The sequence below is a fragment of the Vibrio sp. D404a genome, from assembly GCF_030248535.1.
GTDB lineage: Bacteria > Pseudomonadota > Gammaproteobacteria > Enterobacterales > Vibrionaceae > Vibrio.
Genome location: NZ_JAHGAJ010000003.1, coordinates 80,571 through 94,320 on the forward strand (window position 1 = coordinate 80,571; position 13,750 = coordinate 94,320).

Here is a 13,750-nt window from a genome sequence, read left to right on the forward strand (position 1 = left end):
AAACTGTACTTGATTGATACTCTTTTTCAAAGAAGAAGGAGGGCAGTTTATGGCTAGAAACGATTTATTTTTGGCAATCTTTGTGATGGCAATTTGGGGGTTCAACTTTTCGATGATCAAAATGGGGATCACGGAGGTTCACCCACTATTAGCCACCGCTGCGCGATTCACACTGGCAGTGATTCCTGCGATTTTTTTCATTCGCAGGCCAAACGTTGCATGGCGCTATCTGTTTAGCTATGGGTTAGTTTTTGGTGTTGGTATATGGGGAATGGCATCATGGTCGATTACAGCAGGCTTATCATCTGGCATGTCGTCGGTATTGCTATCTTCTAATGCGCTTATCAGTATGGCCGTAGGGGTATTCATTCATAAAGAGGCGGCATCAAAAAGGAAAGTTGTTGGTGCTATAACAGCACTCATTGCACTGATGGTGCTTGTGTCAGCGACCAACGGTAATGTGACGTTGCAAGGCGGTATCTTCATCATGATAGCGGCGACTTGCTGGACAATTATGGGGATGATCGTTAAGGCGTCTAAAACCACCCAAGCTTTTGCGTTCAATGTGTGGGGAATGTTATTCGCGCCAATTCCGCTAGTGATGTTCGCGGTAAGTATTTACGGGCCAAGCATCGTATCGGAAGCGTTTGAATTGTGGGATATGAATACGACGATTGCTGTCTTGTTCCAAGCTTATCCAACCACCCTGTTTGGCTATTGGGTCTGGAATCGACTATTGATTCGATACCCACTGAGCACTACCGCACCGATGACTCTGTTGGTACCTGTTTTTGCGTTGATATCTGGGTATTACATGTACGATGAAATGCTAAGTACCGCGCAAGTTATTGCCTGTGTTCTTTTCCTCATCGGTATAGGGTTGATAGTTAAACCCGCTAAGAAAGTAACCCAAGTGACAAACAAGCCAGCACTGAATCGTAGTTAGTAGAACAATATGCCATCCGGGAATGATGGCATTTGTCATTCTAGTAGTCCTATTGAAGGGTTAATGAGGTGAATAAAGGTATTAATCGAATCATTTTATGATTTGATTATGTGGGATAAACAAATCATAATGTGATTTGATTATGGTGTTTTTTCAAATCAAGGGCATGGGTATGTGGATCTGGCAACAAGCGAATTGGCCACAGTTTGACTGGGACAACAATATTATAGAACCAATGGTAAGGCGTACGCGTCTCAACCAAGGGATCCTATTGGGAAAAATGTTCAGCCACTCTCAAGATCAGACTGAGAGTATGTTAGATACTTTGCTTGCTAATATCGTCCACTCAAGTGCCATTGAGGGAGAGAAGCTGAATGCTTTTTCAGTGCGCTCTTCGCTAGCGAATAAACTAGGTTTATCAGAAGAAAGGCCATTCCCGACCACCGAACAGACTGATGGTTTGGCGGAAATCATGGTTGATGCCGTCGAAAATTTGAGTACGCCGTTAACGCTTGAACGAATTCTGCATTGGCATGACCGACTCTTTTCTGAAGGCTACACCATGTTTAACCCGGTTATTGGTGGTCTACTGCGAGGTGACACGCCAATGCAGGTGGTTTCTGGCAGAATAGACAGGCCAATCGTGCACTTTGAAGCACCGGGCCGCGATGTACTTGATGCTGAGCTAAACCAATTCATCCAGTGGTTCAACGACTCCAGAGAAGACATATCGCTCGATCCTTTAATAAGAGCCGCAATCACGCATTTGTGGTTTGTGACCTTGCATCCCCTTGACGATGGAAATGGTCGAATTACCCGCCTTCTTACCGACCTCGCGCTCGCGCAGGCAGAGCAGCAATCGGTACGCTTTTACGCCATGTCTGTTGGCATATTGGCCAATCGTAAAAGCTATTACGATATTCTAGAACAAACTCAGAAAGGATCTCTGGATATTACTCCGTGGCTTGTTTGGTTTTTCAATACGTTGAATGAGACATTCGATGAGGTGTTAAAAGAGATCGATCAAACGGTATTTAAGACCAACTTTTGGCGTCATGTCGATCAAACTAAGCTGGTGGAAGAACAAGTTAAAGTGCTCAATCGCATGCTTGATGGTGACTTTGCGGATGGCATCAACACATCTCAATATCACAAAGTGGCCAAGGTGAGTAAACCAACAGCAACACGTCATTTAGCCGCACTGGTTGAGCAAAAGTGTTTAGTGAAAGCTGGTGCCGGGCGAAGTACTCGCTATCAACTACCCAAGTTATAGCCTCTGTTCCTTAGATCGAATTCCTACTCTTTCACATCTACTTGCCATTAAGTGGATGTGATAGCTATCCTTTCCAGATCGTTTCTCGACAATTACACAAATGTAGTGACTAGCAAGTTGAATCAAAGAGACCACAGCAAGAACTTAATTCATTAACTATTAGTTATCTTTAAGTTGATGAAAGACACTCTACAAGTTAACAAGAAATTGTCCGATACTAAACGCAACAAAGCAATATTCTAGCGGGCAAACACCTGTAATACGTACACAAGAATATCGCTATCGTGAAATTGTGAAACTATTGGAGAGCAAATAATGAACGTACTTGTTGTTTACTGGCATCCAGAGCCGAAAAGTTTTAATGGTGCTATGTTTCGTCGTTCGGTAGAAGCCCTAGAGTCGGCTGGGCATAAAGTTAAAACATCGGACTTACACGCGATGAACTTCGATCCAGTATCTGGACGTCATAACTTCAATAGCGAAATGGATACTGAGTTTTTCAAACAACAACTCGAAGAGATGCACGCGTCGGATAACCAGAGCTTTGCAGCAGATATAGAAGAAGAGATACAAAAACTGGAGTGGTGCGACTTGGTCATCTTCCAATTTCCACTGTGGTGGTTCGGTATGCCAGCAGCCCTTAAAGGTTGGGTGGACCGTGTATTTGCGATGGGTAGAGCCTATGGCGGCGGCCGATTTTACGAGAACGGTATCTTTAAAGGAAAGAAAGCCATGGTGAGCGTGACCATGGGCGGGCCAGAAGAGCTCTACGAGAAAGACGGTTGGAATGGTGACTTAGACGCGATTTTAAGACCAATACACCGTGGCGTGTTCGAATTTACTGGGTTTTCGGTTCTCGCCCCACAGAAGGTATTTGGGCCCGCACGTAAAACACAACAAGAGCGTATTGAACTACTAGAAAACTACGCTCAGCGTTTACAAACGATCTTCGATGAACCTGCAATTGAAGTAGGGCATTACTAACAGACTTTTGTCTTGTCGTTATATAAGAGAAATGGGTGAGGTGTATTATGACTGTTCAACAAAAAGCGAGTGAGGTTTTTAAATCGTGGGGCGTGAGTGATAGTCAAATCACTCGTTTTCTAGAGAATCAAGCATCGCAGCAGCAAAGCGAACATGTCGTGGCGATCGATGAATGTTTAGAGCTGCTTTATCGAGAACCCAAACAGAGGCACCACTTTTTAACCACCGCAAGTAAGAGCGTATTCTTTGAGGGGAGAAAACCCTTAGATGTGATTCTCTCAGGAGAGGTAGAGCAAGTTGCAGAGGCACATCACATCATCAGAAGCATGCTCTGTATATAAGTGGTTGAGATTTAAAGCACCTTTCTTCCTATCCCTAAAAAATATAAAAGAGCCGCACTGCGACTCTTTTAGTTTTTTAATCAGTAGCTTATTGCTAACGATTTAGCGGAAGAATATCGAACTTCATGTCGAATTTATCTAGAGAACTCGCTAAGTCTTGTAGGTTCTTCGCATCACCACGTAGACCTGCCTGACCAGTCTCAAATAATGCTTCAAGTGTTGTCTCGCCAGTAATCACTTTGGTTAAATCGGCTTTGTGAATAATTATCTCTGTATCCAATGCTGGGATAGAACCCTCTAAACCTAACTCAGTCACTGGTAGGTGAGAGAAGGTAGCATTAGAGACTTCGATGTAATGGCGCTCTTCAATATCAGGGTGATAAATTCCCATGTTAAAGTTCAAGCCTGCAGTCTCAGCCTTTGGCCCATTTAGTTGCACACCTACCAAGTCCAAGAAGTTTGTTGTCGGTGTGTTTGCAATAACGTCCTCAGAGGCTGTCTTTAAAGACTCTCCAATTTCATTCGTACGAAGTTCCACCGCACCTTGTAAGTACGAGTTACGCCATGCCATTGTTTCAGATTGATAGCCTTGTTGCTCAAACGTGTCCGCTAATAATTCACGGTATTCGATATTAGTTGGCTCACACAGTACTAAGTCATTCAATAGCTGACCGGCTTCCTGATAGTTACCTGAATCAAAGTGAGCTTTAGCTGACTTATAGAAATTATCTGCCCCACCAGCGTTCACGTAAGTACAAGATTTGTCGACTGACTTAAGTGGGTTTATGTTGACTGGGTTCAGATCGAGATAACCTAAGTACAAGTTTACAATCGCTCGAGCATTGTGGCTGTACGAACCATGATAGCCACGTGATGCCCAGTTTTGTTTCTGCGACTCTGGGATAATCTCTTCAATTGAACGACCAACATCGCCAATTTTCACACCGTGGTTTGCTAAGCGCACCGAGTTGTTGTGCAGCCAGCTATAGTTATCACGTTGCATCTCCATGTAGTGGCCGATTTCATTCTCTTCGGTTTCTGGGTTGTTCCAAACCGGAGCGGAATGGGCAGAATGGATGTTATCAACCAGCCCAGAGTCCACGAAACGCATCTTAAGTTCAGTTAGGTACTTAGACCAAGCTAATGAGTCACGCACTTTTGCGCCACGGAATGTGTAAATGTTGTGCTGTCCATCGTAAGTCAGTTCGGCCGTATTCAATGAACGGTACGCAGGTACGTAGTTTACGATTTCAACGGGCGCTTCAGCACCGGGCATGTTGATAAAGTGAACCTCTAAGCCATCGATAACACGCGTTTCTTCACGTTCAACAATTTCTGTTGTTGGTGTTACTAACGTTACTGCTCCTTTACCAAAACCCATACCCAGTGCGTTGTCTACAATACCTGTGGCGTCATTTTCTAAAGACTGGCCGTATTGATATTGTGCGCGACGTGACATCGCGTTACCCGCCATGATGTTTTCGTCTGCCATCTCTTTGATGAAGTCGCCAGGAACAATAACTGGGGCTCCTTCTGCAAAATCGCCCGTGTTAATGATGCCTCTTGAACCACCAAAATGGTCGGCATGAGTGTGAGAATAGATCATACCGGTGATCTTATGCTCGCCGTTCACCGCTGGTAGGTGTTGTTTAGCAAAGTTCCAAGCGGCTTCTGCGACTTCATCATGCAGTAATGGATCGTGGATAAGGTACCCGTTGTCCGTGCGGTAGATTGTCATGTTGGAAAGGTCGGCACCGCGTATTTGATAGACACCATCCGTAACTTGATAAAGGCCGCCTGAGGCATAGTTCATTTGACCTTGGCGCCAGATAGACGGGTTAACGGTATCCGGACGGTCTTCACGAATGCTGTCTACGTTCATGTGAGACATGCGATTACGCAGCTCACCTACACGATGATCACCAAACGCCGCGATGAGCCCTCTCTCTGAACGCTCAAATGCTGAGGTATCTTGCCATGGCAGCGTTTCAGCCAATGCGTTGTTGGCCTCAATGGTATGTTCAGTTGCAGGTTTACCTTTGTATGTCTCGATTGATTCATATTCATTGTCGGCAGTAGCGCTGAAAGAAACGATGATAGCTAGCGATAGTACAGAACGGTTTAGAGTCGTTTTCATAGAGAACCTCGTTTTGTCTCTCAAGTTGGTATGAGACAAATTTAGAGGATTGACACATAAGAATACATAAACGAATATGAATTCCAAACATCACGATTTGTTATGTAATGAGCTATGCTAGATAAATTCGATTTAAACTTACTTAGAGTGTTTTCCGCCGTTTATCGCCACCAATCGATCACACTTGCCGCTGACGAAATGGGAATGACTCAACCCGGTGTCAGTGGTTTGCTGAAGCGATTGCAACAACAAGTAGGCTGTCAGCTTTTTATTCGTTCAGGTAGAGGGATAGCACCAACGAGGCAAGCGCAAGAGCTGATTCGTCAAGTTGAGCCAGCGTTGATACAAATTAATAACGCGCTAGAAAACTTGGAAGAGTTTAGTACCCAGACGCCTCATAAATTTGTGGTTTACACATCGGAACCAGTGATGCTAAGACTACTGACGAAAATTGAAGCCGATAATCAGTTGGGTAACGTTACGATTGAGCTTCACCCTACGCGCTCTAATGAAGAACAGTTGATGGATGATCTTAATCAGAGGCAAGCTGATCTTGCGATTGAGTTCTCCAATCACACACCAACCTCATTCTTTACAGAACCGTTATTCGATGACGAGATGTGCATTATTGCCAGAAAAGGTCATCCGAGGATCACAGGTTCAATATCTCAAGATGAATTCTATCGTGAGAAACACATAACACTTAAGCTACGCCGCGAACAGGCGTATTTGGCGGACTATTTCACGACAGTTAGTCTGAAAGAGAGAAAGGTTGCTGCTGAATGCACATCGCTCATTTGGCAAATGTCGATGGTATCAAGTAGCGATTGTATTGCTTCAATGACAAGAAGTTTGGCTAATGAACTTGCTGATAAGCTAGGACTGCAAATAATACCGATGCCATTCTCAACATTCCCAATCAAGTACCAACTCTTCGTCCACAACCGAGATAAGAAAAGCCCTTCGAATATTTGGCTCAGAGAAAAACTCAAATCTTATTTAGTTGAAGGTTAGGTGATAAAAAGCCGGCTACTGTTTGTGTTCTCGAGTCCAAGACGCCTTCAGACTCAGTACTTTCGAAGAACAATGTATTAAATGCTCTAGTTAATTCCTACCTCTGATATGCACTAATAAGGATATATGCGCAACACCATTGTTATGTTATAACATCACAATGGTGTTTGGGTTTGATTCTTTGGGTGGAAATTTGGATATACCTGTCTTGTCGGTTAGGAGGCTTTTTGCTAATGGTAAGGCGAATTGGAGGGCCGTCTCAGATGTTTCTTTCAGCGTCGATGAAGGAGAATGTGTTGCCGTTATCGGGCCAAATGGCAGCGGCAAGTCGAGTTTATTAAAAGCCATCACCGGAGAGTACAAAACAGTAGATGGAGAGTTGTCTCTATCTGGTATGTGTCTGAAGAGTATCGATAAACAACAACTCGCAAAGAGGGTTGCGGTTGTCACTCAACACGAGAATGTCGACCCACGTTTAAGTATCTTCGAATATGTTTGGCTCGGGCGCACTCCTCATACTTTCTGTTGCAGTCAAAAAGAACACAAAAGAGCGGTTAATCAAGCAATAGAAGACGTCGGGCTCACTGATAAGAGCGAACGATATTTTGGTGAGTTGTCTGGGGGAGAGCAACAGCGTGCCAGTATTGCTCGCGCCTTTGCTCAAGAACCTAGGCTACTGCTCTTAGATGAGCCAACTAATCACTTAGACCCTCTTGCACGCTTAGAACTACTCAGCTTAATCAAACAACGTGGCATAGCGAGTGTCGTTGTGTTGCATGATCTGCCTTTGGTCGCCCCTTTTGCAGACAAAGTATTACTTATGTCCGATCAAAAAATGGTGACGTTCGAAACCCCCGATATCGTAATGCAAGACCATTTTATGACACCAGTTTTCGGGCTACGCGTTATCTCATTCAAACATCCCCATATGAGTAGCACCATTCATCATTTTGAGGCTGCTCATCACCCCTCTAACTTGTCACTAATAGGAGTTGCCCACCAATGAAGTGGTCTTTAATTTCCGGTATGTTAATTAGCCTACCATTTGCCTTCACAGCCAACGCGGCCGATACAGTATATCCAGTTACCGTGGAGAGTTGTGGTAGTCCACTTACCATTGAAAAACGTCCAAGTCGCGCAGTTGTGCACGATATCAATATGGCAGAAATGGCATTTGCGCTTGACCTGCAACCTAGCATGATTGGCGTAACCGGTATCACTGGTTGGTACAAAATGTCGAATTCCTTTGAGAATGAGTTAGGTGAGATACCAGAACTGGCACCGAAATACCCGTCGTTGGAGACATTGATTGCAGCTGATACGGACTTCTTTTTCGCTGGTTGGAATTATGGGATGAAAGTAGGGGGCGAAGTCACCCCTCAGACCCTCAAGCAGTATAACGTAGATACTTTGGTGCTCTCTGAAAGTTGTATTCACACGCAGGGCGATCAGCAAGCAGCGACTATGGATCTTCTTTATGACGATGTGAAAAAGCTCGGTGTCATTTTTGATAAACAGGATAAAGCTGAAGCGTTAGTGAAAAGTTGGAAACAGCGCGTTACAGCGGTAACAGAGAAGCAAACCACCTCTGAAGCAGACGCACCAAAGGTGTTTTTGTTCGACTCAGGTGAAGATAAACCTTTCACTGCGGGTAAATATGCAATGCCAAATGCCATGATCGAGGCTGCTGGTGGGCATAATATTACGGATAACATCGAAGCAAGTTGGGCGAGAACTTCATGGGAGAATGTGGCCCGTGAAAATCCAGATGTCATTATTCTTTTAGACTACCAAACCGCGAGTGGGGCGGATTCATTGCAACGTTTCCTTGAAGCGCACCCTCTTATGAAACATACCAATGCAGTGAAATCGAGCCGTTACGTGAAGCTTCGTTATGAGCAGCTAACTCCAGGGCCTGCTAACATCGACGCGATCGAAAAACTTGCTCTGGCATTTGATGCACAATAATTGCCAAGGTTGTTTTTCCATTGACTTTACATAGTAGATACCGGGCAGCTTGGGTGGCAGGCATTGCATCCATGTTGCTCGCTTTTGTGATGAGCTTACAGTTTGGCTCTGTTCCATTAACCTTTAAAGAAGTCATGGTTGGACTCAGCTCATTTAGTGAAGCCGAGCCAGACATGACGAGCCGTATCTTATTTGATTTGAGGTTACCTAGGGCCCTTTTAGCTGTGATTGCCGGGGCTGGACTGGCGATGGTAGGCGCATTGCTTCAAACATCTACGCGCAATGATCTTGCGGATCCATTCCTATTTGGGCTCTCTTCTGGAGCATCCGCTGGCGCTGTATTGGTCATTACTCAGGTAGGAGATGCTCTAGGGATCTGGTCATTGCCATTAGCGGCATTTTCAGGAGGGATTGTCTCTGCCAGCGCAGTTCTTATTCTATTTTCGATGCAGCGAAAAAAGGGTAACGACAATCTGATCTTATGCGGTCTCGCCATATCGTTTTTGTTCGGTGCGATAACAAGCTTTCTTATTTACTCTGGCGATCAGCGAGCCGCCAGTTCTATTCTGTTTTGGACAATGGGTGGTTTAGGGCTTGCTCGCTGGGACAACCTTATATTCGCACTATTCGGTGTACTCTGCTTGATTGTGCTGATTTTTAAGCGTTACCGTGAGCTTGATACTTTATTAGTGAGTGAGCAGACAACGAGTTCACTTGGCGTTAATGTTCATCGTCTACAAAGCGAAATATTTCTTTGTTGTGCGTTCTGTACAGCTTCGATTGTTTCATTGACGGGCGTGGTTGGTTTTATTGGTCTCATGGTTCCGCACTTGGTCAGGCCATTTTCTGGTGTGACTCACAAGCGCGCATTGCCTTTAATTGCTTTATGGGGCGCCGTCCTTCTGCTCTTTGGAGATTTAGTCAGTCGAACGGTATTAGCGCCACAGGAACTGCCTGTTGGTATTGTGACTGCAGCATTAGGTGGCATGTTCGTTTTATATCTGGTTTGGCGAAAATGATATCGAGGCTTACATTCGACAATGACAATTCAAATATGCCAGCTTCTAGTGCTGGCGTATTTAATAGATATAAACCAGCGAGCTTAATCACCCTTTCAGTTGGAAATAATCATATACCTATAATTTCTTACTCCTGAACTTAGCTTACTGCCTTTTAATAACACGAGCCTTAGGGGAGGCTATCTAACAACATCCGAAATGAGGCTTTATTCCCAAAATAAGCGCTAACTTATCTGAAAGTCATCGTTACATATCATAAATTGCCTTCAGTATTTCAGGGCTAATCAAGGGTTTGATAGAGTGATCATTCGATGTGCAAGGAGGGTTTTAGATGGGAACGATAATAGGCTTAGTCATTTTAGCAGCAATAGATTGGTATCTTGTTCGTAAAACAGGGCTTCATATACATCAACTGATTTCCCAAAAGTATGCTGAGCATTTACGTCGTAAAGGGAATCATTAATAAGGCTACTTTAATCAATAGCCTAACTATACATACACCACGAAGAAATCGTACTTGCCTACTGATAGACCAAGCATAACAATCTATTCAAAGAGATTCGCTATACTTGGTCACTTTGGACGCAGTCTGCGACAGCACAATCGATTAGGTTCTGTGGTCGTGCCGTATGACTCTTAGTTCGGTCCTATATGACGTTGAGGTCATCATTCAATATGAACAAGGTAGTATTTAGAAATTGCGATGAAAACAGTCCTTATTGGACAGTTCTAGAGGAGCTGTTCCAAGCTGAGTGGTCTGATTTTCTTTTCGCAGATAGCTATCAATCAGACGCTAACCTTCCTCCGGTAATCGTTGCTTTGAGAGACAATCAAGTAATTGGTGGACTTGCTTATTCGCACTTTAAAGAGCCTCACGGTGACTCAGAAGTTATTTGGCTTAACGCCGTGTTCGTATCCAAAGAGTGGCGTGGTCAAGGTATTGCGAGTGAATTGATAAATCGCGGTGTCGGTCAAGTATCGGGCTTTATTCAAAGTCGTCTGTATGTGTACACAAATGTTAAGCCGCTATACCAGTCGTTAGGTTGGTCAGTCGTCGAAATTGAAAGCGAACCTAATCATAATGTTATGAGTATTTTGCTGGAATCCCGAGCCGATGGATCATCACCTGTTTAGCGTGATTCGTATGAGTGGAGTTCTGCATCGATCGTTTGATAGAGAGTGAACGGTCAACGATAGTGGCGGCAGTGTTTACTACATATCACAGTACAAGGCTTACAGGTAGTTTATGGAAATAATCAGATTTCAAGCTCAGCATCAAGAAGCTACCGCACAGCTTTACTTTGAATCTAGAGTGGCTACTTTCTCTTTTCTGGATACTGGCGCATATTGTTTAGCTGATTTTATGAAAGATACAGATGGAGAAGAAACTTGGATAGCTATGGAGCAGGGCAAAGTCATTGGCTTTGTTTCAATCTGGAGGCCCGACAATTTCATCCATCATTTGTTTGTTAGCCCTAAAAAGCTTAAACAAGGTATCGGTGTTGAATTGCTTAATCACGCCAAAGAGTTATGTGGAAGTTTGACTCTTAAATGCCTTGTTCAAAATAGCAATGCCATCCAGTTTTATCTATCTCAAGGCTTTAAAATTCTGAAGACAGTGAGAGATGCACAAAATAGTTACCACTTAATGAGCTTTGAGACACAAACCTAATCACTTCTCAAATCGGTTTTCAGAACATGTGGTTGTACTATTATTTGAATGGCTATGTTTGGCGGTGGAGTGTTGATATTGAAGCATTGGTAGGGTGGTAGTAGCTTAATTCGCCACATTCACTCACGGTAAAGATAGGCTTCTGTGACCGTGGGTAATCCTTTGTTGATCTATTGATAAGTGGATGACTGAAACGTCGAGCGACACCTCCTTGAGTATCGACCTCAGATCTTTTTACCCCAAAGAGGGGGCGAATCAGCCCGTTTTATTACAGTTTTGTTGAAATTAAATTATGCAGCGTAGCGAATGATCTCGTGAGGGAATACTTTCATCCCATTGATTGTATTTACGTACAGATGTTCATCATGAAGGTAAGACCAATCCGTGACCTTGCTTCGAGTGCGTTCTGAGAGACGTGCGATGACCAAATCAACGTTACGACCCGCGTAATCTCGTGTTGGTATAAATAATTCCTTAACTGCTTTTAGCATAGAAAACTCCTTGTTTTATGTCGGTTTTTGTATTTTTATAAAATAAAGTTATAGTGTGATTAGGTTAATGCTATGAAACTTTGACCAATTAGTGGATAAAACCGCTGTTGTAGACTTTATCGTTTTCATTAGTATGGTTTCACTAAGCTTTCTCACGATCTCTCTTTTAGTATTAAATTTTCTTTTATGTAATATAATTACAATAGTCATTAATTCTTGTGTGATCAAGCTCACTTTATGAAAAAGTGAAAAATTAACAATGGAGCCTTTAGAATCGTTTTAGAACCAGAATTGAAATAACGCGCTTAAAATCGACTAATTTCATATCAACTAGTCACCAATCTGACCGTTTTTATGTAGAGTATCGAGTAGCTAGGATACAAGGGTATTGCCTCTATGCTACTCGCTTAATGATGGGGCTGCCGTCAGGATTAGTTATCGATTAATATAAGTTTCATCCTGTTTCTTATAATATATAAGTGTGCCTTTTATTCCGGTTGCTTTGAGTGGTTCAGGAGGCAGTCTCATTGGTAGGGATTCTTCTACGTGATTAAACCACGGGTGCGTTTGTCCATTATAAAGGCTTGCGATAATTTCTCCGAAAAGGAAAGATAGGTTGATGCCATGGCCATTATAGCCAAGAGCATAATACACATTCTCGTGACTCCCTGTGACCCCTACGATTTCGTTACTATTGCTTGTCATTCCAAGTACACCGTTCCAAACGCTCTCAAATTTGATGCCATTGAGTTCGGGATAGATACTTATCAACTCGGCCATCATAAGGTCTTTAACTTTATCGAGATTTCCCTTGTACTTTAGGCCGTCGTTTAAAAAGTATTCAGCATTGCCTCCGCCAATAACGATTCTGTTATCTGGTGTCATAACAAGATGATAAAGGAGCTTTCGAGTGTCATAGAAAGGGAGGCCTTTTTGCCATTGAATTGAGTTTAACTGCGCCTTGGTTAGTTGCTCTGTAACGGCACTTTGAGCATGAACAGGAAATAGGCGGTCACTGAAATAGCCAAGCTTTGAAGTATAGCCGTTCGTGGCGAGGACGATATTCCCGGCGACCACGGTATATTTATCCGCGACATTGAGCTCGATCTGTTTGCCTTCTTTGATGCCTAGTATTGGGCTATGTTCGTAGATAATGACTCCAACTTGTTCAGCGGCCTTTCGGAGTGCATTAACCAGTTTCATCGCATGAACTTGGCCCCCATTGGGGTCATAAACAGCCCCAACGTAACGCTCTGTTCCTAGGTTTTTCTTTGTGGTATCGGCATCCCAATATTCAAACGGTATACCAAGTCGATTGCCAGTCCTTACATAATCGCGATAATCAGAGATCGCGTCTTTATCAAGTATCGCTTCTACATACCCATTAAGCATGAGGTCAGTATTAACTCCTGTAGACTCGATGAGTGCCTGAAGTTTTCGCATGCTTTTGACGGTAATATCGTAATGACGTTTACTTGCTTCTCCCGCATCATAGATATCCATCACCTCTGAGCCGGGAAGTACCATTCCTCCGTTTCGTCCTGAGGCGCCACTTCCTACCTGCTTTGCTTCAAAAATGGCGATTTTTAACTGCGGGTTCGTTTTGGCAAGATGCCAAGCACTAGAGAGACCGGTATAACCTCCTCCTATTATGGCGATATCAAACTCAGTGTTTTCTCTTAATGGAGGGGCATCTCGGTTAGGCTTTTCTTGGAACCAGTAACTGGTGTTAGGTTCAAAATCACTGGTAGTAGGCTTACCCAATGCAATACCACAGGTAATTAGTAACAAAGTACCAATGAATAAAGCTGACACTCGCTTAAATACAAAAGGAAGATTCATTTTATTCTCCTGGTATGGATTCGGTGTTCGTTAACGCATAGTTACTCAGAGCCCTATTTTGCC

At 43.5% G+C, this 13,750-nt stretch carries 13 protein-coding genes; 10 read left to right on the top strand and 3 right to left on the bottom strand.

The window, feature by feature from the left end; all coding sequences use genetic code 11:
- Positions 1–49 precede the first annotated feature (49 nt).
- The 4 genes from KI655_RS01745 to KI655_RS01760 all read left to right on the top strand — a co-directional run bounded on the left by KI655_RS01745 (position 50) and on the right by KI655_RS01760 (position 3,544).
- Positions 50–946 carry an EamA family transporter gene (locus KI655_RS01745; RefSeq protein WP_285401127.1) on the top strand — a complete coding sequence of 299 codons (897 nt, stop codon included), beginning with the start codon at positions 50–52 and terminating at the stop codon, positions 944–946.
- A gap of 172 nt (positions 947–1,118) precedes the next feature.
- Positions 1,119–2,219 (top strand): Fic family protein, encoded by a 1,101-nt coding sequence (locus KI655_RS01750; RefSeq protein ID WP_285401294.1) that lies wholly within the window; start codon positions 1,119–1,121, stop codon positions 2,217–2,219.
- A 315-nt stretch (positions 2,220–2,534) separates the two neighbouring features.
- Positions 2,535–3,203: an NAD(P)H-dependent oxidoreductase gene (locus tag KI655_RS01755; RefSeq protein ID WP_285401129.1), complete on the top strand. Its 669-nt coding sequence runs from the start codon at positions 2,535–2,537 to the stop codon at positions 3,201–3,203.
- Between the two features lie 47 nt (positions 3,204–3,250).
- Complete coding sequence (locus tag KI655_RS01760) at positions 3,251–3,544, top strand: hypothetical protein (RefSeq protein ID WP_285401131.1); 294 nt, start codon at positions 3,251–3,253, stop codon at positions 3,542–3,544.
- Positions 3,545–3,638: 94 nt separating this feature from the next.
- On the opposite strand, the gene KI655_RS01765 is transcribed toward KI655_RS01760, so the two are convergent.
- Positions 3,639–5,681, bottom strand: coding sequence for an alkyl/aryl-sulfatase (locus tag KI655_RS01765; protein ID WP_285401133.1), 2,043 nt, complete (start codon positions 5,679–5,681; stop codon positions 3,639–3,641).
- Positions 5,682–5,795: 114 nt separating this feature from the next.
- Here KI655_RS01765 and KI655_RS01770 point away from each other — a divergent pair, with 114 nt between their 5' ends.
- The 6 genes from KI655_RS01770 (at position 5,796) to KI655_RS01795 (ending at position 11,354) form a co-directional block, all read left to right on the top strand.
- Positions 5,796–6,695: a LysR family transcriptional regulator gene (locus KI655_RS01770; RefSeq protein WP_285401135.1), complete on the top strand. Its 900-nt coding sequence runs from the start codon at positions 5,796–5,798 to the stop codon at positions 6,693–6,695.
- Between the two features lie 160 nt (positions 6,696–6,855).
- A complete protein-coding gene (locus KI655_RS01775) occupies positions 6,856–7,701 on the top strand; it encodes an ABC transporter ATP-binding protein (protein ID WP_285401296.1) in 846 nt (281 codons plus the stop codon).
- Positions 7,698–8,663 carry an ABC transporter substrate-binding protein gene (locus KI655_RS01780; RefSeq protein WP_285401136.1) on the top strand — a complete coding sequence of 322 codons (966 nt, stop codon included), beginning with the start codon at positions 7,698–7,700 and terminating at the stop codon, positions 8,661–8,663. Before KI655_RS01775 ends, KI655_RS01780 begins: the two co-directional genes overlap by 4 nt.
- 71 nt (positions 8,664–8,734) lie before the next feature.
- Entirely contained in the window at positions 8,735–9,682 is a 948-nt protein-coding gene (locus KI655_RS01785; protein WP_285401298.1) for an iron ABC transporter permease, read from the top strand.
- A 675-nt stretch (positions 9,683–10,357) separates the two neighbouring features.
- Entirely contained in the window at positions 10,358–10,816 is a 459-nt protein-coding gene (locus tag KI655_RS01790) for a GNAT family N-acetyltransferase (protein WP_285401138.1), read from the top strand.
- Positions 10,817–10,928: 112 nt separating this feature from the next.
- Positions 10,929–11,354, top strand: coding sequence for a GNAT family N-acetyltransferase (locus KI655_RS01795; protein WP_285401140.1), 426 nt, complete (start codon positions 10,929–10,931; stop codon positions 11,352–11,354).
- A gap of 290 nt (positions 11,355–11,644) precedes the next feature.
- Here KI655_RS01795 and KI655_RS01800 read toward each other — a convergent pair whose 3' ends face one another.
- Both KI655_RS01800 and KI655_RS01805 read right to left on the bottom strand, forming a co-directional pair.
- Positions 11,645–11,845, bottom strand: coding sequence for a hypothetical protein (locus tag KI655_RS01800; protein ID WP_285401142.1), 201 nt, complete (start codon positions 11,843–11,845; stop codon positions 11,645–11,647).
- Between the two features lie 435 nt (positions 11,846–12,280).
- Positions 12,281–13,687 carry an FAD-binding oxidoreductase gene (locus KI655_RS01805; RefSeq protein WP_285401144.1) on the bottom strand — a complete coding sequence of 469 codons (1,407 nt, stop codon included), beginning with the start codon at positions 13,685–13,687 and terminating at the stop codon, positions 12,281–12,283.
- Positions 13,688–13,750 lie beyond the last annotated feature (63 nt).

Coding starts and splice junctions, on each gene's coding strand:
- KI655_RS01795 (WP_285401140.1), top strand. CDS start 10,929: ATGGAAATAATCAGATTTCAAGCTCAGCATCAAGAAGCTACCGCACAG.
- KI655_RS01790 (WP_285401138.1), top strand. CDS start 10,358: ATGAACAAGGTAGTATTTAGAAATTGCGATGAAAACAGTCCTTATTGG.
- KI655_RS01760 (WP_285401131.1), top strand. CDS start 3,251: ATGACTGTTCAACAAAAAGCGAGTGAGGTTTTTAAATCGTGGGGCGTG.
- KI655_RS01805 (WP_285401144.1), bottom strand. CDS start 13,687: ATGAATCTTCCTTTTGTATTTAAGCGAGTGTCAGCTTTATTCATTGGT.
- KI655_RS01765 (WP_285401133.1), bottom strand. CDS start 5,681: ATGAAAACGACTCTAAACCGTTCTGTACTATCGCTAGCTATCATCGTT.
- KI655_RS01770 (WP_285401135.1), top strand. CDS start 5,796: ATGCTAGATAAATTCGATTTAAACTTACTTAGAGTGTTTTCCGCCGTT.
- KI655_RS01780 (WP_285401136.1), top strand. CDS start 7,698: ATGAAGTGGTCTTTAATTTCCGGTATGTTAATTAGCCTACCATTTGCC.
- KI655_RS01750 (WP_285401294.1), top strand. CDS start 1,119: ATGTGGATCTGGCAACAAGCGAATTGGCCACAGTTTGACTGGGACAAC.
- KI655_RS01785 (WP_285401298.1), top strand. CDS start 8,735: ATGTTGCTCGCTTTTGTGATGAGCTTACAGTTTGGCTCTGTTCCATTA.
- KI655_RS01755 (WP_285401129.1), top strand. CDS start 2,535: ATGAACGTACTTGTTGTTTACTGGCATCCAGAGCCGAAAAGTTTTAAT.
- KI655_RS01775 (WP_285401296.1), top strand. CDS start 6,856: ATGGTGTTTGGGTTTGATTCTTTGGGTGGAAATTTGGATATACCTGTC.
- KI655_RS01745 (WP_285401127.1), top strand. CDS start 50: ATGGCTAGAAACGATTTATTTTTGGCAATCTTTGTGATGGCAATTTGG.
- KI655_RS01800 (WP_285401142.1), bottom strand. CDS start 11,845: ATGCTAAAAGCAGTTAAGGAATTATTTATACCAACACGAGATTACGCG.